General features: G+C 67.8%; 22 protein-coding genes and 1 pseudogene. 14 read left to right on the forward strand and 9 right to left on the reverse strand.

The window, feature by feature from the left end; all coding sequences use genetic code 11:
- Positions 1-18: 18 nt before the first annotated feature.
- Positions 19-474 (reverse strand): RrF2 family transcriptional regulator, encoded by a 456-nt coding sequence (locus J2X34_RS17800; protein ID WP_114723843.1) that lies wholly within the window; start codon positions 472-474, stop codon positions 19-21.
- A gap of 123 nt (positions 475-597) precedes the next feature.
- Here J2X34_RS17800 and J2X34_RS17805 point away from each other — a divergent pair, with 123 nt between their 5' ends.
- The 12 genes from J2X34_RS17805 (at position 598) to J2X34_RS17860 (ending at position 14,827) form a co-directional block, all read left to right on the forward strand.
- A complete protein-coding gene (locus J2X34_RS17805) occupies positions 598-1,557 on the forward strand; it encodes a sterol desaturase family protein (protein WP_429518711.1) in 960 nt (319 codons plus the stop codon).
- 146 nt (positions 1,558-1,703) lie between these two features.
- Positions 1,704-2,852, forward strand: a complete 1,149-nt coding sequence (locus tag J2X34_RS17810) for a M20 family metallopeptidase (RefSeq protein ID WP_429519026.1) — start codon at positions 1,704-1,706, stop codon at positions 2,850-2,852.
- 23 nt (positions 2,853-2,875) lie between these two features.
- Positions 2,876-3,085 carry a hypothetical protein gene (locus J2X34_RS17815; protein WP_429518713.1) on the forward strand — a complete coding sequence of 70 codons (210 nt, stop codon included), beginning with the start codon at positions 2,876-2,878 and terminating at the stop codon, positions 3,083-3,085.
- Positions 3,082-4,539 carry a sodium:solute symporter family protein gene (locus J2X34_RS17820; protein WP_114723840.1) on the forward strand — a complete coding sequence of 486 codons (1,458 nt, stop codon included), beginning with the start codon at positions 3,082-3,084 and terminating at the stop codon, positions 4,537-4,539. Before J2X34_RS17815 ends, J2X34_RS17820 begins: the two co-directional genes overlap by 4 nt.
- Before the next feature lie 135 nt (positions 4,540-4,674).
- A complete protein-coding gene (locus J2X34_RS17825; RefSeq protein ID WP_114723839.1) occupies positions 4,675-5,277 on the forward strand; it encodes a TetR/AcrR family transcriptional regulator in 603 nt (200 codons plus the stop codon).
- A gap of 136 nt (positions 5,278-5,413) precedes the next feature.
- Complete coding sequence (locus J2X34_RS17830; RefSeq protein WP_429518716.1) at positions 5,414-6,637, forward strand: Glu/Leu/Phe/Val dehydrogenase dimerization domain-containing protein; 1,224 nt, start codon at positions 5,414-5,416, stop codon at positions 6,635-6,637.
- A 43-nt stretch (positions 6,638-6,680) separates the two neighbouring features.
- Positions 6,681-8,729, forward strand: a complete 2,049-nt coding sequence (locus J2X34_RS17835; protein WP_429518718.1) for an acetate--CoA ligase family protein — start codon at positions 6,681-6,683, stop codon at positions 8,727-8,729.
- A gap of 55 nt (positions 8,730-8,784) precedes the next feature.
- Positions 8,785-9,591 carry an SDR family oxidoreductase gene (locus J2X34_RS17840; protein WP_114723836.1) on the forward strand — a complete coding sequence of 269 codons (807 nt, stop codon included), beginning with the start codon at positions 8,785-8,787 and terminating at the stop codon, positions 9,589-9,591.
- 1 nt (position 9,592) lies between these two features.
- Positions 9,593-11,185 (forward strand): thiamine pyrophosphate-binding protein, encoded by a 1,593-nt coding sequence (locus tag J2X34_RS17845; protein WP_429518720.1) that lies wholly within the window; start codon positions 9,593-9,595, stop codon positions 11,183-11,185.
- Positions 11,182-12,597, forward strand: coding sequence for an aldehyde dehydrogenase family protein (locus J2X34_RS17850; protein ID WP_429518722.1), 1,416 nt, complete (start codon positions 11,182-11,184; stop codon positions 12,595-12,597). Before J2X34_RS17845 ends, J2X34_RS17850 begins: the two co-directional genes overlap by 4 nt.
- A gap of 71 nt (positions 12,598-12,668) precedes the next feature.
- A complete protein-coding gene (locus tag J2X34_RS17855) occupies positions 12,669-13,826 on the forward strand; it encodes an acyl-CoA dehydrogenase family protein (protein ID WP_429518724.1) in 1,158 nt (385 codons plus the stop codon).
- Positions 13,826-14,827, forward strand: a complete 1,002-nt coding sequence (locus J2X34_RS17860) for a DMT family transporter (protein WP_429518726.1) — start codon at positions 13,826-13,828, stop codon at positions 14,825-14,827. The genes J2X34_RS17855 and J2X34_RS17860 overlap by 1 nt, the downstream gene beginning before the upstream one ends.
- On the opposite strand, the gene J2X34_RS17865 is transcribed toward J2X34_RS17860, so the two are convergent.
- A complete protein-coding gene (locus J2X34_RS17865; RefSeq protein WP_429518728.1) occupies positions 14,759-15,442 on the reverse strand; it encodes a YceI family protein in 684 nt (227 codons plus the stop codon). The genes J2X34_RS17860 and J2X34_RS17865 overlap by 69 nt on opposite strands.
- Before the next feature lie 315 nt (positions 15,443-15,757).
- Here J2X34_RS17865 and mdlC point away from each other — a divergent pair, with 315 nt between their 5' ends.
- Entirely contained in the window at positions 15,758-17,386 is a 1,629-nt protein-coding gene (gene mdlC, locus J2X34_RS17870) for a benzoylformate decarboxylase (protein ID WP_429518730.1), read from the forward strand.
- Between the two features lie 431 nt (positions 17,387-17,817).
- On the opposite strand, the gene J2X34_RS17875 is transcribed toward mdlC, so the two are convergent.
- Complete coding sequence (locus J2X34_RS17875) at positions 17,818-19,446, reverse strand: MFS transporter (RefSeq protein WP_429518732.1); 1,629 nt, start codon at positions 19,444-19,446, stop codon at positions 17,818-17,820.
- Positions 19,447-19,490: 44 nt separating this feature from the next.
- Positions 19,491-20,480: a linear amide C-N hydrolase gene (locus tag J2X34_RS17880; protein WP_114723829.1), complete on the reverse strand. Its 990-nt coding sequence runs from the start codon at positions 20,478-20,480 to the stop codon at positions 19,491-19,493.
- Positions 20,481-20,964: 484 nt separating this feature from the next.
- Here J2X34_RS17880 and J2X34_RS17885 point away from each other — a divergent pair.
- Positions 20,965-21,398, forward strand: a pseudogene (locus tag J2X34_RS17885) (carotenoid oxygenase family protein); the annotation flags it as partial.
- Between the two features lie 296 nt (positions 21,399-21,694).
- On the opposite strand, the gene J2X34_RS17890 reads toward J2X34_RS17885, so the two are convergent.
- The 5 genes from J2X34_RS17890 to J2X34_RS17910 all read right to left on the reverse strand — a co-directional run bounded on the left by J2X34_RS17890 (position 21,695) and on the right by J2X34_RS17910 (position 25,897).
- Positions 21,695-22,039, reverse strand: a complete 345-nt coding sequence (locus J2X34_RS17890; protein WP_429518734.1) for a hypothetical protein — start codon at positions 22,037-22,039, stop codon at positions 21,695-21,697.
- A 25-nt stretch (positions 22,040-22,064) separates the two neighbouring features.
- A complete protein-coding gene (locus J2X34_RS17895) occupies positions 22,065-23,105 on the reverse strand; it encodes a MerR family transcriptional regulator (protein ID WP_429518736.1) in 1,041 nt (346 codons plus the stop codon).
- A 33-nt stretch (positions 23,106-23,138) separates the two neighbouring features.
- A complete protein-coding gene (locus J2X34_RS17900; protein WP_429518738.1) occupies positions 23,139-24,467 on the reverse strand; it encodes an MFS transporter in 1,329 nt (442 codons plus the stop codon).
- Positions 24,464-24,922, reverse strand: a complete 459-nt coding sequence (locus tag J2X34_RS17905) for a MarR family winged helix-turn-helix transcriptional regulator (RefSeq protein WP_114723826.1) — start codon at positions 24,920-24,922, stop codon at positions 24,464-24,466. The genes J2X34_RS17900 and J2X34_RS17905 overlap by 4 nt, the downstream gene beginning before the upstream one ends.
- A gap of 99 nt (positions 24,923-25,021) precedes the next feature.
- Positions 25,022-25,897 (reverse strand): hypothetical protein, encoded by an 876-nt coding sequence (locus J2X34_RS17910; protein WP_429518740.1) that lies wholly within the window; start codon positions 25,895-25,897, stop codon positions 25,022-25,024.
- Positions 25,898-25,899: the final 2 nt, after the last annotated feature.

Raw genomic sequence — 25,899 nt, forward strand, 5'->3', positions numbered from 1 at the left:
TCTCGGTGGCCTGGCAACTCAGCGCCGCCGCCACGCCCCGGGATCCGCGGTGAGATCGTCGACGAATGCGGGCAGCGCCCCGGCCGCGACGTCGGCGATCGTGACGCCCTCGAGCACGGACCGTAGGTTCACCCGGACCGCGATCCACACCTGCTGCAGCGGCTCGGCCGGGCCGTCGTAGGTGACGTCCTCGGGTCGCTCGCCGCGCACCGACGCCAGCGGCCCCTCGACGGTACGGATGACGTCGGCGACGGTGATCTCCTCGGCCGGTCGGGCCAGCCAGTAGCCGCCGTCGGGACCGCGGCGGCTGTTGACGAGGCCGCCGCGACGTAGGTCGGCGAGCACGGCCTCGAGGAACTTGTGGGGAATGGACTGGGCGCCGGCCAGGAACTCGGCCTTCGCGGGCGTGGGCCCGACGGCCGCCAGTTCGACGAGCGTGCGGACGGCGTAGTCGACTCGCGCGGTGATATGCACTGGCACCCCCTGGTCGATCCCCACCGTCTCGGTAGGGAATCCTACCGATCCCCGACCGGACGGTGACCCAGGTCACTCCACCCGGTAGATTTCCCGACAGGTGCGCGACAGCCTGGAGGACACATGTGGGAGACCCTCACCACCGCGTGGGGTTCGCTGCTCGAACCGCTCGGCGACCCGGTGACCCTGGCGATACCGGCCTTCCTCGTCTTCCTGGGGCTGGAGTGGTTCGCGGCCCGCAAGCTCGAGGCCGCCGACGTCCGCGACGGTCGCGCGTTCCCGCCTACCGCGGGCTACGAGTTCCGCGACGCGCGGGCGTCGATCTCGATGGGCCTGGTCTCGATCGCGACGACGGCCTTCTGGAAGTTCCTCGCCCTCATCGGCTACTCCGCGATCTGGGTGTATCTCGCGCCGTGGCACCTGCCGGCGAACGCCTGGTACACGTGGGTGATCCTGCTGGTCGGCATCGACCTGCTGTACTACACGTATCACCGCATGGCGCACCGGATCCGGCTGATCTGGGCGACTCATCAGGCGCACCATTCGAGCGAGTACTTCAACTTCTCCACCGCGCTGCGTCAGAAGTGGAACAACAGTGGCGAGATCCTGATGTGGCTTCCGTTGCCGCTGATCGGCATTCCGCCGTGGATGATCTTCGTCGGGTTCTCGGTGAACCTGGTGTACCAGTTCTTCGTGCACACCGAGCGGGTCGGGAAGTTGCCGAGACCGCTCGAGTTCGTGTTCAACACCCCGTCGCACCACCGTGTGCACCACGGCTGCGATCCCGAATACCTGGACCGCAATTACGGCGGGATCCTCATCGTGTGGGACCGCATGTTCGGCACGTTCCAGGCCGAGAAGCAGCGCCCCACCTACGGTCTGACGAAACCGGTCGGCACCTACGACATATGGAGGCTGCAGACCCACGAGTACGCGGCGATCGCCCGCGACGTCCGTGCGGCCGCGTCGTGGCGCGACCGCCTGGGCTACACGTTCGGCCCGCCCGGATGGGCGCCGTCGGGCGCGGTCGAGCCCCAACCGAAAACTGACCGCTCGGTCGCCCCCGAGAGCACGGGCCCCTGACGACTCGGAACGCCCACGATCCCACGGCTTTCCGCACCCGCCCTCGTGCCGAGTTTCAAGATTTATTCGCGCAATCCATTGACGCGAGTGTGAGTGGCGTCTCATACTCTGACTGATCAATTAGTCAGTAAGGAGACATCGTGGACCTGAAGGAAGCCGTCCGGCACCACATCGGGCGAGCCGAGCAGTCCGCCGTCGAACTCAGTCATCGCATCCACGCCCATCCAGAGATCGGCTTCGAGGAAGTCCGCGCCTCCCACTGGGTCGGCGACGCGCTGTCGGAAGCAGGGTTCATGGTGAACCCCGATGTAGCCGGAATGCCCACTGCGCTCGCGGCCACCGCCGGCAGTGGCCCCCTGGTCATCGGCATCTGCGCCGAGTACGACGCGCTGCCCGGTATCGGTCATGCGTGCGGGCACAACGTCATCGCGGGGGCGGCAGTCGCCGCCGCGTCCGGGCTTGCCCCGATCGCCGATGATCTCGGAATCACGGTCAAGGTGTTCGGAACCCCCGCCGAGGAGAACGGGGGCGGCAAGGTACGCATGCTCGAGGCCGGAGTGTTCGACGGCACCCACGCCGCGATGATGATTCACCCGTCCACGGTCGACCAGGTGTACACGAACGCACTCGCCATCGGCGACATCCTCGTTGACTTCACTGGACGGAACGCGCACGCCTCGGCGGCACCGTACGAGGGGGTGAACGCCGGCGACGCCGTCACGCTCGCCCAGGTCGCCGTAGGCCTTCTCCGGCAGCAGTTCCGCCCCGGAGACCAGATCCACGGCATCGTGACGAACGGTGGTGAAGCTCCGAACATCATTCCTGCGAAAGCCGGTGCGCACTACTACATTCGAGCATCCGATCTCGATGCGCTGAAGGCACTCGAAGAACGCGTACAACGCTGCTTCGAGGCCGCCGCACTCGCCACAGGGTGCGAACTCACCACCTCGCACACCTCCCCCGACTACTCCGAGTTCCGCAACGACACCGCACTCGCCGGACTGTACGAGCGAAATGCGGTGCGACTCGGCCGGTCATTCGCCCCGGTAGAAGAAGCACATTCGCCGCTCGGCTCGACCGATATGGGCAACGTGTCGCGGGTGATCCCCGCGATCCACCCGAATGTCGCTCTCGACTGCGGAGCATCCGTGAACCATCAGCCCGAGTTCGCAGCGCACTGCGCCGGCCCGTCGGCCGACCGTGCGCTCGTGGACGGGGCCACGGCGATGGCCTGGACCATCGTCGACATCGCCACAGACCCGACGCTGCGCGAGCAGTTCATTTCGGGACGCTGACCTCACCCCCCAAGGCGGTTCTCATGCGAAAGTACTGGATAGTCGGATTTATTCCGTTCATCCTCATATTCCTGGTCACGTGGCTCCCCCAGATCAACGGGCCCCACGTGTGGTTTGGATCCCCATCCCTGTTCCTCTGGGTCACGCTCGTCAGCAGTGTCGGCGTCTCCGGAGTCCTCGCCTACTTCGAATACACCCGGAAAGACCTCGACGAGGACGGGAGTGAGGCATGAACGTCACGTTGACGATCGGAATTCTCGGCATCGTCCTGATCGCGGCGATCGGATTCTGGGGGCGACGTCAGCCCGTGAAGGACATGGGCGAGTGGGCGGTCGCGGGTCGCCGTTTCGGTGTCATGACGACCTGGATCCTCCAGGCGGGAGAAACCTTCACAACCTTCACCTTCCTCGGAACGGTCGGGCTGGTCGTCTCACTCGGAGCCTCGGCGTTCTACTGCATTCCGTACATCCCGCTGGCCTACATCGTCATGTACTGGATCGCACCGAAGCTGTGGCGGCAGGCGAAGGCGTCCGGCTACGTCACCCAATCCGATTTCCTCCGCGGCAACTACGACAGCCCCGCTCTCGGACTGCTGTCCGCGGTGTTCGGGATCGTGTTCCTGCTCCCGTACCTCCAGTTGCAGATCACGGGGCTCGGCCTGATCGTCAAGGCCGCCACCGGCGGAGCTTTCGACGGAAAGCTCAGCAGCATAGTCGCTTTCGTTCTCGTCATCGCCTTCGTACTGTGGTCCGGCCTGCACGGTGTCGCCCGCACGTCCTACTTCAAGGACGTGCTGATGATCATCGTGATGCTCGTGATCAGCGTCGCGATCCCGATGCACTTCAACGGCGGGATCGACTTCGGAATGAGCACCATCGCCGCCGAGATGCCGCAACTGCTCTACGTCCAGAACGGCACATACGGCACCTGGTGGTTCATCACGAGCATGGCGATCAGCATGATCGGCGTCATGTTCTACGCGCTGCCGCACAACTGGCCGGCCGTCATGGCCAGCAACAGCGAGAGGGCGGTTCGCCGGAATCTCATCTACTTGCCGATCTACAGCGCACTGGCCAGCATCCCGATGCTTCTGGGGTACACGGCGATCGTCGCGTTCGGCATCGATCAGGACGGCGACTCCGCGATGCTGCAGATGGCATCGGAAGCGTTGCCGCCGTGGGCGATGGGAGTCGTGTTGACCGCCGCGGCAGCCACGGCGATGGTTCCGTCCGCTGCACTTCTGATCGCGATCGCGCCCCTGGCGGTCAACAACGTCTTCATGATCAAGGATGAGAAGAAGAAGTTCGCCGTCAACCAGATCGTCGTGGTGGTGTTCGGACTCGCTGCCCTCGTCCTGGCGCTGTCGATGCCGAACCTCCTGGGCAACATGCTGCTACTGACCTTCAGCGGCTCGACCCAGGTGGTCCCCGCGATCGCTGCGGTGCTCCTGCTCAAGCGCAAGCTGGACAAGGCATCGGTCATCGCAGGGCTGTGTGCGGGCGTCTTCGTGGTGATCCTGTTCACCTTCTCACCGATCCACGGTCCGGATATCAACACCGGGATCAGCGGTCTGGTCGTGAATATCCTCGTGATCACGCTGGTGGAAACCGCGCTCCGACTGTCACGCTCGGCGCGGGTCCGTACGGAGGCGTTCCCGGACGACACCTCCATGACCGCGAGGGTCTGATCATCCAATCCTCGGGAACGACGCGTGCCGGGCAGCTCTGGACGAGCTGCCCGGCACGCCCCGTTTCCGCGTGTCGTCGCACGCCCGCACGGACAGCCGTCCACCCGCCCGGCCCGGTGCAGTAGCTTGACCAGTGTGTCGAAGCAGACGAAGCAGCGGAAAGAAACCCAGGATCGACGTAACGAGATCCTGTCCACCACACTCGACTTGATCACCGAGTCGGGGATCGATCGGCTGCGCGCTGCGGACATCGCCAAGGAACTGGGGATCAGCACCGCGCTGATCTTCTACCACTTCAAGACGCTCGAGAACGTGGTCGTCAGCGCATTCGAACTCGCCGCCGAGAACGACCTCGACAACCTCGACAACGTCCTGGCAAACACCGACGGCGACATCGAGACCCGGCTGCGCGCCGTCCTGTACGAGTACGGCCCCACCGGCCGGGCCGTCGGCTGGCGGCTATGGATCGAGACCTGGTCCGCGTGTCTGCGCCAGCCTGCGCTGCGCGACGTCACGCACCGCCTCGATCTCCGCTGGCGTGAAGTCGTGGCCGACCTGATCCGCGCCGGGGTGGCGGCCGGCGACTTCCGCACCGAGGATCCGCAGGGTGCGGCCTGGCGGCTGACCGCCCTGCTCGACGGGCTCGCGGTCCAGCTGGTCGCGCTCGACGGCGGAGTCTCGAAGAAGGATGCGGCCGAGTGGATGGATCAGGCCATCCGCTCCGAGCTGGGGATCTGATCCGCACGGCCACCGCCAGGCCTTCACGTTCGGTGGGCCACCGGGACTGACCTGAAATGAACCCTTGACGTGACCGACCCCACTCTCGCATACTGACTGAGCAATCAGTTAGTAGCTGAGAGAACAGGAACGCTCCATGTCCTTGACCCTTCCGAACGCCATCGGCTCGACCGATGCCAACCGCACCGACGACCCGTTCTTCGAGGCAATCTGGCGCGATACCGAAAGCGAGGCAACGGGATACCTGGTCATCGACCGGCTCGTCCGCGGTATCTCCAGCGGCGGCCTGCGAATGCGTGCCGGCTGCACCCTCAACGAGGTCCGCGGGCTCGCACGCGGAATGACCCTCAAGGAAGCGATCCACTTCGAGGAGGGCGCCCACTACGTCCCGCTCGGCGGCGCCAAGGGCGGCATCGACTTCGACCCGTACCACCCCGACGCCGACAGCGTGCTGCGCCGCTACCTCGAGGCCATGGCTCCGCTCATCGAGCAGCGCTGGAACATGGGCGAGGACTTCGGGATTCGGCAGGACGCCGTCGACGCCGCACTCGCCGAGATCGGAGTCGAGAGCTCCGTCCAGGCCGCGCACCGCGTCATCGACGACGCCGCCGCGGCGGCCGCCCGCATGAAGACGGCGTTCACCACGGTGGTCGACGGGGTCTCGCTCGACGAACTGGTCGGCGGCTACGGCGTCGCCGAGGCTGCTCTCGCCGCCATGGCGCGTCAGGGCCTCGATCCCGCGGCATCGCGGGCCGTGGTGCAGGGCTTCGGATCCATGGGCGGCGCCACGGCGCGCTACCTCGCGAAGGCCGGCGTGCGCATCGTCGGCATTGCCGACGTGCACGGAGTGGTCGCGAACCCGAACGGCCTCGACGTCGAGAAGCTCCTCCTGACGCGTGATGCGACGGGTGGGGTCGACCGCACGCAGCTGGCGGACGGCGACACGAAACTCAGCTCCTCCCAGTGGCTTTCGATCGGTGCGGAGGTCCTGATCCCGGCCGCGACGTCGTACTGCATCGACGATTCCAACCAGGCCGAGGTGCGTGCCGCCCTCGTCGTCGAAGCCGCCAACATGCCGATCACTCCGAGCGCCGAGGAGTCCCTCGTCGCCAGGGGCGTCGTGGTCTCGCCCGACTTCGTGGCCAACTCGGCGACCAACGCCTGGTGGTGGTGGGTGTTCTTCGGAGACATCGACGGCAGCGCCGAGCCCTCCTTCCAGAAGATCAGCAATCGGATGCGCGCACTGAGCGACCAGATGTTCGACTATGCCGATCGGCACGGAATCAGCGCTCGGGCCGCCGCATTCGCGCTGGCTTCGGACAAGTTGACCGAACTGACCCGGCAGTTCCCCACCTACTGATCCCCCACTCGTACGCACGCGATCTCGCCCAGGAGCTGTTGCCATGGCATCCACACCGTCGCCGACGACCGGCACCGATCTGAGGGTCTTCAGCGACCCCGCGTCGGTGGCCGTCGTCGGGTCCACCGCCGATCCCGCCAAGTGGGGCTACTGGCTCACTCGGGGCGCCCTGACCGGGCGTCATCGTCGTCAGGTGCACCTCGTCAACCGGGCGAGGGCGGAGATCCTGGGTGAAGCAAGCTACGGCAGTCTCAGTGAGCTGCCGGATGTACCGGAACTCGTGGCCCTGTGCGTGCCCGCGGCACACATCGGAGCGGTGGTCGACGAGGGCCTCGCGCTCGGCGTCCGCGGCTTCCTGGGCATCACGGCCGGCGTTCCGGACGAGCCCGACATCGCCGCCCGGATCCACGCCGGCGGGGCCAGGTTGGTCGGCATGAACAGCCTCGGCCTCTACGACAGCGCGACCGAACTGTGCCTGGCCTGGGGACAGTTCACCCCCGGGCCGATCGCGGTGGTCTCGCAGAGCGGCCAGGTGGGCTCCGAGATCGCGTTGCTCGCCGCCCGCGCCGGGCTCGGGATCTCCCGGTTCGTCTCGATCGGCAACCAGACCGACGTGCGGGCCGCGGAGCTGCTCGACGCGCTCGCCACCGACGAGTCCACCCGCGTGGTCGCCCTCTATCTCGAGTCGTTCGCGGGCGGCTTGGAGATCGTCGACGCGATCGGCCGACTCCGGCAGGCCGGCAAGCACACCGTCGTACTGACCGTCGGCGGGAGTGAGGCCAGCACCCGCCTGGCCCGCTCTCACACCGGCTCGCTCACGTCGAGCACCGACGTCGTCGACGCCGCGTTGCGGGTCGCGGGCGCCGTCCGGGTCGCCACCCCCACCGAACTCGTCGACCTCGCTCGGTTCCTCCTCTCGAGCGCGCTGCCGGGAGGCGGCCGGGTGGCCATCGTCGGCGACAGCGGAGGCCAGACCGGCATCGCGGCGGACGTCACGGCGCACGCCGGGCTGCAGGTTCCCGAGTTCTCGCTCGACCTGGAATCGGCTCTCGCGAGACAACTCCCGTCCGGAGCGGCGTGCAGCAACCCGGTCGACCTCGCCGGGGCGGGCGAGCGCGACCTGGCGTCCTACTCCGACGTCGTCTCCCTGCTGCTCGCGTCCGACGAGGTGGACGCCGTCGTGCTCACCGGGTACTTCGGCACCTACGGCGCGGACACCCCGTCGCTCGCCGACCGTGAGCTCGAGATCGTACGCGCCCTGGGCACGGCGGCCTCGGTGTCCGGCAAGCCGCTGCTGGTGCACACCATGGTCGACGGCAACGCCGCCACCGAGGAGATGGCCGCCCGGTCGGTCCCGACCTACCCGGCGATCGACGCCACGGTCCGCGCGCTCGCGCACGGTGTCCGGCTGGCCGAGGCCGGACGCGAGCAGCACCACCCGACACAACGCACCGACACCCTCGATGCTGGGTATCTGGGAGCACAGAAACTTCTGGGCGACATCGGAATCCGATTTCCCGGGAGCGTACCGGTGCGCGGGCACGACGACCTCGCGGTCGCGACCGCGCGGCTCACACCACCGTACGTCCTCAAGGCCGCCTGGCTCGAGCACAAGAGCGAGGTCGGCGGTGTCCGGGTCAACCTGCCCGACGCCGCCACACTGGCCGCCGCATTCGATGCCATGCACGCCGCCCTGGGTGACGGCGACTACGTGGTCGAGGAACTCGACACCCGCCCACACACGGTGGAGATCCTGCTCGGTGCCCGGCGCGACCCCGACCTGGGCGCGGTGGTCGTCGTCGGCGCCGGCGGCACCGAGGCGGAGGTGTACCGGGATGTCGCCGTCGAGTCGGCCCCTGTCGATGCCGGCACGGCCCGGCAGATGCTCGAGCGCCTCACCTGCTTCCCGCTCCTGCAGGGCTGGCGCGGACGGCCGGCGGTCGACATCGCGGGCCTCGCCGCCGCGGTTGCCGCGGTGTCCCAACTCGCCGCCGCGCACCCGAGCATCGCCGAGATCGAGATCAACCCGCTTCGGGTCGGCCCCGACGGGGTCCTCGCCGTCGACGCGCTCGTCATCGAGCAGCAGCACTGACCCATCACTGACCGACCCATCCCGTATCCCTCCCCCGTACACCAAGGAACGATTCATGACTGCACCTGACATCAGAGCCGAGTTCGCCGACCGCGTGGCGGTCGTCACCGGCGGCGGATCCGGGATCGGCCGGGCCGTCGCGGTGCGCTGGGCGGCCGCCGGCGGCACCGTCGCCGTGATGGGACGCCGCGAAGACGCCCTCCACGAGACCGTCGCCCTCGCCGAGCAGGCCGGCGGCAAGGGCATCGCACTGCCCTGCGACGTGCGCGATGCCGCCGCCGTCGACGCGGCGATCGACTCGATAGTGGAACGGACCGGACGGCTCGACGCGCTGGTCAACAACGCCGCGGGCAATTTCGTGGTGCCGGGCGAGAACCTGTCTCCGAACGGCTGGAAGGCCGTCATCGACATCGTGCTCAACGGAACCTTCTACTGCACCCGGGCCGCGTCCCGCCACATGCTCGCCGCCGGCTCCGGGTCGATCCTCAGCGTGATCGCCACCTACGCCTGGCACGGCCACCCCGGCACCGTCCACAGTGCCGCCGCCAAGGCCGGCGTCGTCGCGATGACGCGCACGCTCGCGGTCGAGTGGGCTGCGCGAGGCGTTCGCCTCAACTGCATCGCCCCGGGTCCGACCGAGACCGCCGGCGCCGGGGCCGCGCTGTGGCCCACGGAGGAGGCGCGCAGTCAGGTGCTCTCGAGCGTCCCCGCCGGGCGTTTCACCACGCCCGACGAGGTGGCCGAGTCCGCCGCCTACCTGCTCTCCGAGCGGGCCGCGTACGTGACGGGCGACGTCCTCGTCGTCGACGGCGGCCAGTGGCTGGGCAAGGCCATCTACACCGATCCGACGAAGGGTGCGTGACATGCAGAGCACAGTTCGCACCGGCGGGCAGGCGCTCGTCGACGCCCTGGCTCGACACGGCGTCGACGTGGTGTTCGGGATTCCGGGCACGCACAATCTGTCGATCTACGCCGCTCTCGCTGAGTCCGGCATCGAACACGTCTCACCGCGTCACGAGCAGGGCGCGGGATACGGTGCCGACGGGTACGCCCGCGTCAGCGGTCGCCCCGGGGTCTGTATCACGACAACCGGTCCCGCCATCCTGAATGCGGCAGCTGCTGCGGCGCAGGCATACTCGGATTCGGTGCCGGTCCTGTTCGTCGCGCCCGGCCTGCCGCTCGGTCACCCGAGCAACGGCAACGGCTACCTGCACGAGGTCCGGGACCAGTTTCGGGCGATGGACTCCGTCGTCGGTCACGCACAACGCGTCACGAGCGTCGCGGAAATCCCTCTCGCCGTTGCGCAGTGCTTCGCCGCTATGGCAACCGGACGTCCGCGTCCCGCATACCTCGAGATTCCTCTCGATCTGCTCGACGAAAGCGCCCCCGTGATTCCCGTCGCGCCAGTGAGCCCCTCCATCATCACACCGGCACCATCGCTCCTCGACGAGGCTCGGGCATTGCTGGGCCGTTCCGAGCAGCCACTGTTGATCGTCGGTGGCGGTGCAGCGGGGGCCGCGTCCGAGGTTCGTGCGTTCGCCGAACTGCTGGGCGCACCGGTGATCACGACCGCGAACGGAAAAGGCACACTGGAGGAATTGCATCCGCTCGCCCTCGGTGCGGGACTGCAGCACCCGTCGGTCGCGAAACTGGTGGCCGACAGCGACCTGGTGATTGCGGTGGGCACCGAGCTCGCTCCCTCGGACTGGTGGTGGGGGCCGATCGCCGACACCACGCTGATCCGGATCGATGTCGACCCCACCTCGGTCGCAACCAATGCGCGGCCAACCGTTGCCATCGTCGGCGACGCCGCGGAATCCCTCGCTGCGTTGACGGCCGCGTACACGGGAGCTCCGCGGGACGGTGCCGCGCGAGCACAACTGTGGCGCGAGCGGCTGCAGGCGGATGCGCGCGACGAGGGGGCTCGCTACGTGCGGCTGTGCAGGTCGCTCGATGCGGTGCTCGACGACACCGCCGTGCTGGCCGCCGACAGTGCAATGGCCTGTTACTACGGAGCGCTGTCGAACCTTCCGCTGCACCGGCCGCGGTCCTTCCTCTACCCCACCGGGCTCGGCACCCTCGGCTACGGCCTGCCCGCGGCAATCGGAGCGAAAGTCGGTGCACCGGAGCGGCAGGTGGTTGCGATGCTGGGTGACGGCGGGGTGATGTTCACGATCGCCGAGCTCGCCGCGGCGGCCGAGGCCCGGCTGCCGATCCCCGTGGTGATCGTCGACAACGGCGGCTATGGGGAGATCCGCAACGAGATGGTCGACCGCGACGACCGGGTCCACGCCGTCGACCTCGGCACCCCCGACTTCCCCGCGCTGGCTCGCGCTCTCGGCTGCTACGGGGTAGCTGTCGGGTCCTCGGAGGAAGTGGGTCCCGCGGTCGCGGCCGCCCTCACTGCGGACCGTCCGACCCTGATCCATGTGCGCGAGGAAGAGGTGGAGCAGTGACGACATCGTGGATACGTGACGCGGTCCTGATCGACAACGAGTGGCGCCGCTGCCCGACCGTCTCCGACGTGTACAACCCGGCGACGGAGGAGGTCGTCGGCAGTGCCGCGACAGCATCGATCGCCGATGTCGATGCGGCGGTGCGGTCCGCACGGAACGCGGGGAAGGACTGGGGCCGAACCGATACCGGCACCCGCGCCGACCTGTTGGACGCCCTCCATGCTCAGTTGGTCTCCGGGCGCGATCGTCTCGTGGCCGCCACGGTCGCGGAGGTGGGCGCCCCGGTGACCGTCGCGGAGGCCTCGCACGTCGACCTGGCGATCGAGATCATCGCATCGTTCGCCGACATCGCCCGACGGATGCCGGCACACGACACGATCGGCAACTCGACCATCCTACGGCGCCCGGCCGGCGTGGTCGGCTGCATCACGCCCTGGAACTACCCTCTGTACCAACTGGCGGCGAAGGTCGGCGCGGCGCTGGCCGCCGGGTGCACCACGGTCGTCAAGCCTGCCGAGCTCACCCCGCTCTCGACGTACCTGTTCTGCGACGCTCTACTCGAGGCCGGAATGGCTTCGGGTGTCGTCAATCTCGTTCCCGGGCGCGGATCGGTCGTCGGTGCCGCCATCGTCGAGCATCCCGGCGTGGACGTGGTCTCGTTCACCGGTTCGACGACGGTGGGCCGCCAGGTGGGGCGGGTGGCGGGTGAGCAACTCAAGCGTGCTTGCCTGGAACTGGGAGGCAAGTCGGCCAGCGTGGTCCTCGACGACGCCGACCTGTCGAGTGCGGTCGTCGGCTCGGTCGAAGCTGCGATGCTCAACAGCGGGCAGACGTGCAGCGCCTGGACCCGGCTGTTGGTTCCGCGGCAGCGGTACGCCGAGGCCGTCGAGATGGCGGCGGCCCATTCCGAGGCGATGACCGTGGGCGACCCGCTCGATCGCAACACCCAACTGGGGCCGGTGATCTCCGGTCAGCAGCGGGCCGCGATTGCGGACTCGGTCGAGCGCGCACTCGCCCGTGGCGCTCGATTGGCTGCCGGTGGCACTCAGACGATTTCGGACCGCGGACATTACCTTCGCCCCACGGTCCTGGCCGACGTCGACCGGGCGGACCCGGTTGCCCGGGAGGAGATCTTCGGCCCGGTGCTCGTGGTCCTTCCCCACGACGGCGACGACGACGCGATCGAAACGGCCAACGACAGCGAGTACGGACTTGCCGGCGCAGTCTGGTCGGCGGACCGCGATCGCGCGCTGGCGGTGGCCGGTCGCATGGACACCGGTCAGGTCGACGTCAACGGTGCCGATTTCAATCCGCTGGCCCCCTTCGGCGGTTGGAAGAACTCCGGCCTCGGTCGAGAGTTGGGCCGCGTCGGCATCGACGAATACACCGAACTGACGGCTGTCCAACTCTGACGACGGACCGCCGACTCCCCTGATTCCCCCTCAGCAACGCACACCTTCACCAACGCCGAAAGAGGCTCCCCATGACCAGCATCCAGTTCGATCCGTGGCCGCTCACCGTCGAGCAGCGCGAGATCATCAAGCTCTGCCGTGATTTCGCCGAGAAGGAGATCCGCCCGCGCGGCCGCGAGGTCGACGAGGCCGACGTGGTCACGCCCGTCGACATCTTCGCCAAGGCCGCCCAGGTCGGCATCACCGACTTCATGATCGCCGAGGAGTTCGGCGGCGGCGGCATGACCGACGTGTTCACGCAGTGCCTGGTGCAGGAGGAGCTCTGCTGGGGCGACCCCGGCATCGGAAACCTGGTGTGCTCCAACGGCTTCTTCTCCGACCCCCTGATGGCACTCGGCACCGCCGAGCAGAAGGAGAAGTGGCTGCGGCCGCTCACCGGCACCAATCCGCTGATGACGGCGCTGGCCACCACCGAGCCCGGCTCGGGCTCGGACGCCGCGTCGATCATCACCACCGCCGCCCGCGTGGACGGCGGGTACCGGATCAACGGCCAGAAGGCGTGGATCTCCAATGCGGGCGCTGCCGACCAGTACGTGGTGTTCGCCAAGACCGATCGCAACGAACGGTCCAAGGGCGTCACCGCATTCCTGCTCACCAAGGACACGCCCGGCTTCACATGGGGTGAACCGATGAAGAAGATGGGGCAGCGTGCGATCGTCTGCCGCGAGCTGTTCTTCGACGATGTGTTCGTCCCCGAGGAGAACCGGCTCGGCGACGAGGGCCAGGGCTTCTACGGTCTCATGGAGACCTTCGACATCTCACGGATCGTCCTCGGTGCGGCCGCCGTGGGAGCTGCCCGCGCCGCCTACGAGTACGCGCTCGAGTACGCCCGCACCCGTAAGCAGTTCGGCAAGCCGATCATTGAGCACCAGGCCGTCGCATTCCGCCTGGCGGACATGGCAACCCGGATCGAGGCGTCACGGCTCATGGTCCATCACGCCGCGCGCTCGATCGACGCGGGCGTGAACACCACCGGGCTGGCAGCGATGGCCAAGCTGACCGCGTCCGAGACCGCAATGTTCGTGACCCACGCCGCCGTCCAGACCCTCGGCGGCTGGGGCTACTCGCGCGAGTACCCGGTCGAGCAGTGGATGCGGGATGTCAAGCTCGAGGAGATCGAGGAAGGCACCTCCGACATCATGCGGCTCATCATTTCCCGGAAGCTCTGATGAGCCGAGGCCCAGGCGCCGCCGTGAACGCCGGATCGCGTTCGCTAGGGACGGGCGCCTGGGCCGCCGGGCTCGCGTCCGCCGCGGCGTACGGTCTGACCCCCGTGGTCGCGGTCCTCGCGTACCGCGACGGAGTCTCACCGTCCGTCCTCGTCACCCTGCGGGGACTGTGCGGTTCCGCGGTGCTGCTGTTGATCGCCGCCGGAACCGGCCGCCTTCGGGGCATCAGCCGGCGACCGGCAGCGGCGCTACTCTTCCTGTGCGGTCCACTCTTCGGAGTCCAGATCCTGGCCTACTTCGCGGCGGTGCAAGCCACCGGCGCCCAGGTGGCGCTGGCGCTGGTCCACATCTACCCGTTGTTCGTGCTGCTGCTGGTGTGCCTGGCCCGCCGACAACGCGTCAACGTGTGGACGGTGGCGCTGTGTGTGCCGATGGTCTGCGGGATCGGCCTCGTCGCCGGTGGCGGTGCAGCGTCGTCCTCGATCACGGTGATCGGTGTCGGCGCGGCATTGCTCAGCGCCTCCGGATACGCGGTGTATCTGGTCCTGGGCGAAGAATGGGGACGATCGGTCGGAGTTGTCAACGCGGCACTGCTCGTCACCGTCGGAGCGACGATCACAACCGGAATCGTCGCTGTGGCGACGAGACAGAGTTTCGCCGTGCCACAGGGTGTATGGAACGTCGCTGTCGTGCAGGGGCTACTGCTCAATCCGGTGGGAATCGGTTGCGCGTTCTACGCGATGCGGCGTCTGGGATCGGTGGCGATGAGCATGATCGGTCTTCTCGAACCGATCTTCGGCATCGTCAGCGCGGCCCTTGTTCTCGGCGAACACCTCGACCCGGTTCAGTGGCTCGGCGTCGGCTTCATCCTCTCGCTCGGCGGCCTGCTGCCGTGGACGATGTCGGCTCGGCGCCGACGCCCAGTCGCATCGTCAGGCGCGGTCCAGGCTCACCAGGAAGTCAACCGTGCCGGCGTCGTCGACGGTCACGAATCCCAGTGACGGCGGCGTGATTCCGTAGTCGGACCACGTGACCGGGACGCTGCCGGACGCGACCAGTTTGTCGCCGCTGTGCAGGACCTTCACGTCGACGGTCACCGGCCGGGTCTGGTCCTCGAGGGTCAGCGTCCCGTCCGCCTTCACGGTGGTGGCGGTTCCGTCGGTGGGCAGCGATGCCAGATCGACCGGCGTCGTGAGGGTGAACGTCGCGGTCGGGAACGTGTCGGCGGCCATGACGTTGCCGCGGAACTGTCCGTCGCGACGCGAGTTGTCGGTGGCGATGGCGGCCACCTGGACCACCACCTGGGCGCCGGAAAGCTTCTCACCGGAGACGTCGGCGGTCCCGGCCACCTGGTCGGTGGCGCCGACGACAGTGGCCCGCGCGCCGTTGAGGATCTCCGAGACGGTGTACCCGGCGGCGGTGCGGTTGGCGCCCTCCTCCGCGCCGACGATCCACTGCCCGTCCACCGAACCCGACGCCGCCTGTGCACCCTCGGTGGACACGCTCGCGGCCGGGGCATCGTCCTCGGCGATGAACTCACCGTAGATCCAGGGGCCCGCCGGAACACCCGCGCGCACCACCACGACCGCGGCACCGATGAGCCACCATTTCTTCATCGGCACAGCGTATGAGCACGACGGGGTAGGCGCCACGGCTACGTCGCCGCCCGGTGAGGTCTCGACCACCGTCGCGCCGCTCTGCCCCGCACGTCCGCCTCGAAACGCCGGGCCCGGTCGATCTCGTATTCAGAATCCCGCATCTTCGCCGCATCGAACTCATCCGTCGATTCATCCGTCGACTTCCGAATCGGAACACTCCGGCCATGATTCACTCGACAAAGCTGACAAGCACTGCAGATCGAAAACCCATCAAGACCAAGCCGGACATCACCGAACCCCGCTGCGGGGCGGTCACGGGGAGGATGGATCTCAATGGAAACGATTCGCGACATCACGTTCGATCTTCTGCGCAAACTCGGAATTACCACGGTATTCGGCAATCCAGGTTCGACCGAGGAGACATTCCTGAAGGATCTGCCCAGCGACTTCAGATACATCCTGGCACTGCAGGAGGCTTCAGCAGTCGCCATAGCCGACGGCTACGCTCAGGCCACCCGCTCCCCCGCGCTGGTCAACGTGCACACATCGGCGGGCATTTCCAACGCGATGAGCAACATCATGACTGCGGCGATGAATCACACCCCGCTCATCGTGACCGCCGGAAACCAGACGCGAGAAATGCTCCTGATGGAGCCGTGGCTGACCAACGTCGAGCCCGAAATGCTGACGAAGCCCTGGGCCAAGTGGAGCTACCAACCGGTGCGCGCCGAGGACGTGCCCGCGGCGTTCATGCGTGCGTACGCGATGGCGATGCAGCCGCCGGCCGGTCCGGTCTTCCTCTCGATCCCGCTGGACGACTGGGACCGACCCGCGGCGAGCACCCCGGTGCTTCGCTCGGTGACGACGCGGATCGGACCGGACCCCGACCGAATCGAGGAGTTCGCCCGCCGGTTGTCCGACGCGAAGAACCCGGTGCTCATCTACGGCTCCTCGATCGCGCGCGGGGACGGCTGGGCACAGGCGGTGGCACTGGCGGAGAAGCTCGGTGCACCCGTGTGGGCGGCACCATCCTCGGAGCGCCCGCCGTTCCCCGAGAACCACCCCCATTACAGGGGCGGGCTGCCGTTCGCCATCGGCCCCCTGTCGGAACGGCTGGCGGGCCACGACATCGGAATCGTCATCGGGGCACCGGTGTTCCGCTACTACCCGTACGTTCCGGGAGAGTATCTACCGGAGGGCATGTCACTCCTGCACGTCACCGACGACCCCGCCGAGGCAGGGAAGGCCCCGGTCGGCGACAGTCTGCTGTGCGATGCGGTCCTGGCCCTCGAGGGTTTGCTCGAGCTGGTCGAGGAACGGGCCCCGAGTGGCCCCGTCGCCGTGAATCCGCACCGCATGGCCCCGCATCCGGCGCCGCTTGTCGCCGAGGCGGGCGAGGCGGGCGGGACACTGACCGCGCTCGAGGTGTTCGAGGCGATCCGGTCCGTGGTGCCCGACGGCACCGTCCTGATGGAGGAGTCGCCGTCGAACATCGCGGAGTTGCACACCGCGTGGCCGATCGAGAAGCCCGACTCGTTCTACACCGCCGCGAGCGGCAGCCTCGGCTGGAATCTGCCGGCCAGTGTGGGTATCGCTCTCGCGGAACGTGATTCAGGCCGCAACCGCCCGGTGGTGGTGATGATAGGCGACGGATCGTTCCAGTACGCCATCCAGGCGTTGTGGACCGCCGCCGCCCACGAACTACCGATCCTCTACGTGGTTCCTCGGAACGAGGAGTACGCCATCCTCAAGGCGTTCGCCAAGCTGGAGGAGACGCCAGGAGTGCCGGGACTCGACATCCCGTCCCTCGACTTCGTCTCCCTCGGAGAGGGATACGGATGCGCGGGCGAACGAGCGGAGACCGTGGACGAGGTGCAGATCGCGGTGAAGGCCGCGCTCGCACGCTCCGGCCCCACCGTTCTGGAGGTTCCGATCGCAGCAACGGTCCCGCCACTGCTGTAGCCCGACATGGACTCCTCGATCGACTACCCAGACGCCGATCGACTACCTGACGCGCTGCCGTTAGCAGCGACCCACAGCCGCTTCGACATTCGAGGTGGCCTGATCTGATAGACCCGACTTCGCCAGACAAGTGGCCGTGCCGAGCTGAACCGCGAGCAGAACCAACACCGCCCCGCCCGCGCCGGCGGTGTTGGCTGTCTAGTGGGACTGTCTGAGAAACGGTGGATCCGGTCGTGGTCTGACACGCCGGGCGTGAGCCTGGCGGGAAGTATCGAGAGTCACCGATGCCTCGTTCGACCCGTAGATCGTCGGGAAACGTCAGCGACGCCTGACCGGGGTGGACGAGATCGTCCACTCGACCGGATCTACCACCCTCACCCACGCGACAACGCTCACGCCCTGTGGCTGCCAGCCCTGTTCCATGTTTCCCTTCACTGTTCCCGTCGAGTGGGCAGTTGGCGGAACGTCACGAGTGGCAGCAATACCGCAAGTCCGAGCACGAACAGGCTCGCGCGCAGCGCGACCAGTCTGGAATCGACGTTGATCTCCACCGCGCGGTCGAGCTGTGCCGAGGTCAAGTCCAGTCCGGCGAGACGGCCGCGGAGGTCATCGTTCGCGACGAAGCTGACCGAACTGGTGGTCACTTCGATTCTGCTGTCGGACCGCAGATCCGGGTCGTCAGCGACACGGCCCGAGGCGGATTGGGCGAGCACGGACATCAGCACGGCTCCCGCGACGGCAGTACCGGTGCAGAGTCCGAGGAAGTTCGCCATACCCCGAGCACTGCCGATCTCTCCGGAGAGCGACTGCGGGCTGGTCTCCATGAGCAGTGCACTTCCCGCACTCAGTCCGACTCCGATACCGAGACCCAGGCACACCTCGCTGACCCCTGTCCACACACCCGACCACTGATTCGAAATGGTCAGTGCCAGCAGCATCACGGCTGCGGCAGCGAGCACATGGGCACCGGTCAACAGCCAGCGGCACGCGAACAATCGCATCAGAACCGGTGTCGCAGCCGCCGAGACGAGCGCGGCGAGGGAGATCGGCACCAGCATCAGTGCCGAACCCACGGGCGTCTTCCCCAATACCATCTGGGTGTACAACGGCAACAGGTAACTCACGCCGGCCATCAGCAGGTTCACCGCGACCAGACCAATCAGGCAGGCACGGTTGAGCCCCGACCCGAACACCTGGGGGTCGAGCAGGGCCGTCCTGCCACCGTCGACGAGCGAATGCTGCCGCGCGGCGAACACATGCAGCACCAGCACGCCGAGCAGCAACAATGCCAGCACGGGCGACAGGCCGAGCACACTCATCGGCGCCGACTCGGCGGCCAGGAGAAGTCCCCATGCGCCGATCTGGTTGATCGCCGCGACCAACAAGAGCACACCGACGGCCGACAGCGCGATACTCGCCTTGTCGATGGAGCCCCGGAAGGGAGTCCGGGGCAGAACCACCCGGGAAGCGATGACGATGGTCCCCGCGATGACAACCAGCAGAAGGAGGAAGGGCGCCCGCCAGCCCCAGGTCTGCACGAGGAATCCACCGACCAACAGCGCGAGCGCAGCACCGATACCCGTGCTGCCCGCCAGGATCGACACAGCGACGGTGCGCTGTGTGCCGGAGTAGGCCTGACCGAGAATCGCCAGCGCGTTGGGAACGAGCAGCGCGCCACCGAGTCCCGCGACCGCTTCGCCCGCGATCAGCGCCGAGACATCCCGGGCCAGGAGACAGATCAGCATGCCTGCGATGTAGACGGTCAAGCCGAGCAGCTGGGTGTTCTTGGCACCGAGGACTCCGCTGATCTTGCCGCCCGTGACCGTGAAGGCGGCAACGAACACCCCGTACGCGACGATCGCCAACTGCACGTTCGAGATCGTGGTGTCCAGGCCCTCGACCACGCCGCTGATCGCCATGGGTAGCACCGACGCGTTGAACACCGAGACGAGACCGGTGAAACACACGAGAATCAGCGGCAACCAGCTCGCTCGCAGCAGCGCCTCGTCCGCGCTCTCGGTTGTCACACGAACGGCAGGCTGCTGATCAGCGGTGTCCATAGGTGCACCCCTCGGGGATCGTGCAGTGGGTTCGAGCCTGAAGATCAGGACGGCAGAGTCAGGAACTGCATCGGGGCCGTTTCCGCGAAGCGGCCGGTGACGTTGCCGGCGAGTCCGCCCTCGAGCGCCGTATCGCTCATCAGGTCAAGCTTGCCCGCCGGCGCGCCCACCCCGAAATCCAGCTTGTCCAGGTCCACCCACACGATGTTGGGCCGTGTCGTCGAGTCGAAGACGAACCGCTTGTTGGTCAGGTCGGCAACCGTCTGCCAAATCGTCTGCGACGCATACGGCTTGTCGGGATCGGGGATGCGGAAAGGCTGGGCGGCATTGCGGATGACGCTGAACATTCCCGCGACCGCCTCGACCTCGGTCTTGGGCTCGGGCAACCGGCCCACGTAGTACGCGGCGCGGGCGAACCGGTCGGTCGCGAGCGTGGTCCCGGGCAGGGGCCTGGTCCCACCGAACCCGTCGATCTCCTCGAGCAGTTCGATCTGCTTGTCGTAGGTCGGCGAATTGGTCATCACGCGATAGGCGCGGTCGTGCCAGACGGTGGCCTTGCCGTCGACGTACTCGATGATCGCCGAATCTCCGGTCGCATCATCCAGCGCGAGGTGTACCGCGGGCACCTCACCGGTCGCCGGGTCCCCGAGCGGTACAACCTGAACGTCGGACTCGGTGATCCACGCGGCGGCGTCCGCCACCGTGGCGAAGTTGTCCAGGAAGTACTGAAGCCAGATCGCCATGCTCAGAGCCGGCCGCGACTTGTCATGGGTGCCGTACTCGGACTCCGCGAGCCACAGGATGTGCCCCGCCAGTCCCGCCTCGTTCATGCCGTCCACCGTCATCATGTCGAACGCACCGGCCACGACACTGCCGTATTCGGCGGCCCAGCTGAGTGAACCACCGACGCCGTCATCACGTTTGATTCCCCGGGGAAGCGACCACAGGTTCGTTCCGGTATCTCGGTGATAGTCCATATTTCGCCCGACGAGCACAGCCCCTGCGGCGTCCGGCCAGATCACCCTGGTGCACATCACTCCACCTTCCGCAGCTCTCGAAAGAGCTGGCTTCTTCGTCGAGATCTCGAAACTGGATTAGGCGAACGATAGCAAGACTTTCGAGAGCGGCAGGCTCATTGGAGCAATCACCGCGAGCCCCGCACCACTCGTTGTCAGCCCGCGCCGAAACTCTCAATCATTTTGGTGGACACCCTGTTCTCCGATCCGGTCATCGTGTTCGAGGAGTGGGACGAGGTCGGGGCTCCCGGACACGACGAATGCGAGCGAGTCCCTCCGCGTTGGAGTTCCAGACGGGGTGCACGTCGCGGTGAACGCCGCGCTCGCATGCGCCGGCCCACCGGTCTGGAGGTTCCGAGCGCGGCAACGGTCCCGCCGCTGCTGTAGCCGCCGACTCGGGTCTCGTCGGGTGATGCCTGCCGGATCGGCCGGGACCGGTCTGGCAGGTATCCCGCACGGGAAGATCTTCCGGACCGGATACAACTGGTTCACCGGCGACGGCATGGTTCACGGCGTCCGACTCGGCGACGGGCAGGCACTGTGGTACCGGAACCGGTGGGTCGACTCGGAAGCGACGTCGGCGACCCTGCAACGGTTGGCCCCCTCCGAGCGCGGCCGATCACCCCTGCACGGACCGTCTGCGAACACGAACGTCATCGGGTTCACCGGCAAGACGCTCGCCCTGGTCGAGGGCGGTCTGGCGTGCGTGGAACTGTCCGAGGAACTCGACACGGTCGATGTCTGCGACTTCGACGGCACCGTTCGCGGCGGATACACAGCGCACCCATCGGGGGATCCGGAAACCGGTGAGCTCCATGCGGTTTCGTACCACTTCGGATGGGAAACACCTTGCAGTACAACGTGATCGGCGCCGACGGCCACCTCCGGAAGGAGATCCCGATCCGCGTCGGCGGCAGTCCGATGATGCACGCCTTCTCCCTGAGTCGCGACTACGTGGTGGTCTACGACCTGCCGGTGACGTTCGACGTTCGAAGCGCCGTCGCGGCCAACGTGGCCCGGCCACTGCGCCCCCTTGGCGGCATTGGTCTCCGAACGGACTGTGACCGCGGCGTGGCCGCCACTCGCGACTTCGATCCCCGATCGGCGATCGGCGATCGGGGAGTTCGTCTTTCATCCCGCGTCTTCCGATTGCGCGGAGGCCGGATTCCACGGCAACTGGATACCGACAGCGACGCACACGCCCTGACGCAACCGTGTCGACGTCCAGCGGTCTACGGGTGCGAGGGCCTCGGTTCGACGGAACGCTCGGTGACGGCCACGCCGACCTCGTCGACGGCCGTGCGGATCATCGCCCCGTACCCGTCGTCGCCGAGCGCGTCGAAATACCGACCGGCCGCATCGAGATGCTCGCGCGCCTGGTCGAACGATCCGAGCCGCCGGAGGTTGTCGGCGAGATTGAGGTGCAGCGACGGATAGAAGCCGCGAACCACGAGACCCGCGTGGTGTTGCCGGACACGGTCATTCGTGAGGGCATCGGCACGGGCGGCGTCCGGGTCACCGTCGCGGCCGAGCGTGACGGCACGGGTGATCGCGTCCGTCGTGAAGTCCGTGGTCATCGCGGTTCTACTGTCGCGGTGGAGGTTACGGGGCAGTGGGCATGGCGAGCGTGGTGAGGTCGCCGTCGGTGGCGGAGCGGATGACGACGGGCTGGTCGGCGGCGGAGAGGTCGAGCATAACGTCCGGCCCGACAGCCGTGGCGAGCGCGGCGCGCAGGGTGCCGGACGCGAAGTGCACCTCGATGCCCGGGCCGGACACCTCGGCGGTGAGGCGCGTTTCGCCTTCGTCGACACACACCACCACGGTGTCGGTGGCGATCGTGCACCGGATCCTCGCGTCGGGGCTGTCCTCGATCGCGGCGAGCAGCGCGTCCCGGGACACGACGACCCGGGTGGACGCGGCGGGCAGGGCGGTGAGCATCGCCCGGTAGTCGGGGAACGCGTCGTCGATGGTGGCGCATCGTCTTTCGTCGCCGCCGGCGACGACGACCAAGCGATCGGATCCGGATCGGAGGACGACGTCCCGGCTCCCACGCAGCCACGGGCCGAGCGCGGCAAGCTCGGCGGCGGCCACGACGACGGCCCACGGATCATCCGCGCCGGGGCAGGCGATGCTGCGCGTCGACAGGCGGTATCGGTCGGTGGCGGTGAGTGTGACGGCCCCGTCCCCCACCTCCACGAGAATCCCGGCCAGGACCGGAAACGCGGGATCCGACGCCACAGCGACCCGCACCTGCCCGATGGCATCGGCGAGCGTGGCGGCGCAGATCGACGCCGAGGGCCGCGGCGGCGGCGCCTGTCGGACGGACTCGGCGACCGCGGCGGCGGCGTCGGCCCGCTCCCGCAGCGCGCGGACGTGTGCGTCGAGCAGGCGTCCGGCGTCGTCGACCCCGTCGAGGATCCGCGCCACGACGTCCAGCGGGACGGCGATCTCCCGCAGCCGGCGGATCATCGTGGCCTGGTCGCGTTGGGCCTCGGTGTAGTACCGGTACCCGGTCGACCGATCGACGCAGGCCGGGACGAGTAGCCCGCAGTCGGCGTAGAAGCGCAGCGCGCTCGGTGTCAGTCCGCTCGCCCGCGCGAGCACGCCGATCGTGATCAACCTGTCCGTTCCGAATTCGCTCATCGGGCCATCATGGAGTCTCGACCAGCTTGAAGGTCAAGCCGCTTTCGAACGGACGGCCTCGGTGGACGCCGGGCCCTCGGCGATCGCGGGGGCCGGGGCGGTCGGTTCCTCCGGATCCTCGGGGATCGGTTGCGCCTGGGTGGTGACCTTCTTGCCGCGGCCGATCACGATCGCCGCGACCAGGGCGACGACCAGACACGTGATCGCGCCGAGCAGCAGCCCGGCCCGGCCGCCCCACTCCTGGCTGACCCAGCCGGCGACGGGGCCGCCGATGGCCGTCGAGCCCTGGAACGCCGTGGCCCACAGCGCCATGACGCGGCCACGCATCTGTGGTTCGGCCTCGAGCTGGAGGGTGCTGTTGGTGGTGGAGTTGAACGCGATGCTGACGGCGCCGACGATCACCAGCGCGATCAGTTCCACCGCCAGCGTGGGCGCGGCGGCCGCGGCCACCAGCGAGAAACCGAACGCGGCGGCCGCGACGATCAGGACGCGGGTGCCGGTGCGACCCCACGTGGCGACCAGCAGGCCGCCGCACACCGCGCCGATGCCCATCGCGGCCGTCATGAACCCGTACGCCTCGGAGCCGGCGCCGAACGTTTGATCGGCGACGATCGGGAGCACCACCTGGAACTCGAACGCGAGGCATCCGATGAACGCCATCATCAGCAGCGGCACCGCGAGATTGCGGTTGCCGCGGACGTAGCGCAGGCCCTCGCGGAGCTGGCCGCGGGCGCGTTCCATCGGCGGCGAGCGGTGCAACTCGGAGACGTTCAGTCGCAGCAGCGACGTCACCACCGCGACGAAGCTGGCGGCGTTGAGCAGGAAGCACACGCCCAGCCCGCCGGCCGCGATCGTGACACCCGCGACCGCCGGACCGACAATGCGCGACGCGCTGACCAGCGTGGACTGCAGGCTGACGGCGTTGCGCAGGTCCGCCGGACCCACCATCTCGAGCAGGAACGACTGCCGTGCCGGGTTCTCGAAGCAGTTGTTGAGGCCGAGCAGCAGCGCGAGCACGTACACGTGCCACAGCTGGACGGTGCCGGTGATCGTGAGGACGCCGAGGACGAGGGCCTGGACGCCCATCATCGTCTGCAGCACGATCATCAGCCGTCTCTTGTCGGCGCGGTCGGCGATGACACCGCCGTACGGCCCGAGCAGCAGGACCGGCAGCGTCTGCAGCGCCACGACCAGGCCGATCGCGGTGCCCGAGCCGGTGAGTTCGAGGACCAGCCAGGACTGCGCGACGAGCTGCATCCAGGTGCCGATGAGCGAGACGGCCTGGCCGCTGATGAAGCGGCGGAAGTTGCGGTTCGCGAGCGCCGCGAACGTCTGACGTCCGAGTTTTCCCGCGGCCGTCATGAGCGGGCCGTAGCCCGGGCCTGACACATCCGTTCGCCGAGCGCCTCGAGGGCCGGCAGCGCGTCGAGCAGATCCTGGGTCTTGGTCTCGGGGAGTTGGGCGAGGTACTCGGCGAACAACTGGGTCCGCTTGTCCCGCAACTGCGAGTGCAGGGCGATCCCCGCGGGCGTCGCGGCGACGACGACGGCCCGGCCGTCGTCGGGATCGGCCGAGCGCATGAGCAGCCCCTCGGCCTCCATCTTGCCGATCATCCGCGAGAGCATCGTCGGGTTGAGGGTCTCGATCTCGGCCATCTCGCTGGCCCGGATCGGCCCACGGCGCACCGCGGTGGTCAGGATCGAGAACTGCGTCTTGGTCAGCTCACCGCCGGACGTCTGCCGGTCGACCTGCCGGGAAATGCGTCCGAGTGCGACACGAAGCCGGGAGACCTCGTCGTCGTCGAAGAGGCTCGTCAACGTCCACCTCCAATTTACTTGCTTGTCGGCAAGCATACATTGAAGGTGTGGCGATCTCCACCCTCGGGTGCGTGACACCAGCCACGGGAGGGGGTCGGGTCAGGTCAGTTTCGCGGCCCGCACGACGGGCAGCAGACGCTGCTGGTTGTCCACCCACTCGCGCATCACGACCATCTCCTCGCGCCGCTGCACCGAGTCCCAGGTCGCCATCTCGATGTTGCCGACGAGGTTCTGGCTCTCCTTGACCACGCGTTCCCGCTTGGCCGTCACCACCCGGTCGCGGTAGCGCTTGACGGAGACGCGCAGGTCCTGGATGGCGTCGATCTCGCTCTTGATGACCTCGAGCGGCCGCGCGACGTCCTCGTCGAGTTCGGCGGGGTCCTCGATGCCGGCCGTGACGAGCCGCTGCTTGAAGAGGTGGATGCGGTAGAGGTCGGTGTGGATCTTGCGGGCCACGTCGTCGAGCTTGTCCCCCGTGATCCGCATCGGCGCGACATCCTGTCCGGCCCAGTCGAGGAACGCCTTGAACAGGGCCACCTCGGTGGCCAGGTAGACGAGCAGCGCGACCTCGGTGAGGACCTTGGGGTCGTCCGGATGCGGCCGGCTCTTGACGCTGAGCAGCTCACCCTTGACGAGGACCTCGTGCTTGGGGAACACCCGGTGCAGCAGATCCAGGTAGACGCCGGGGCCCACCTTCTTGCTGCGGATGCGCGTGATCCCGGCCTCGTAGCGGGCGGTCCACTCGCCACCATCGTTCGGGATGTCGTACAGGAACACCCGGATCGGATCGCCGTGGGAAAAGGACGTATCCGAACCCTGCGCCTCGTCGGCGGCGGCATCGTCGGCGCCCGCCGCGTCCGGTTCCGCCACGGGCGAATCCGCGGCGACCACCGCGGGGGTGGCCGCGTCCAACTGCTCCGCGACCACGGGTTCGGGCGCGGCAGCCGCCTTCTTGCGCTTACTGACGGTCGCCATGA

It is taken from the genome of Rhodococcus sp. BE178 (assembly GCF_050433545.1).
GTDB lineage: Bacteria > Actinomycetota > Actinomycetes > Mycobacteriales > Mycobacteriaceae > Prescottella.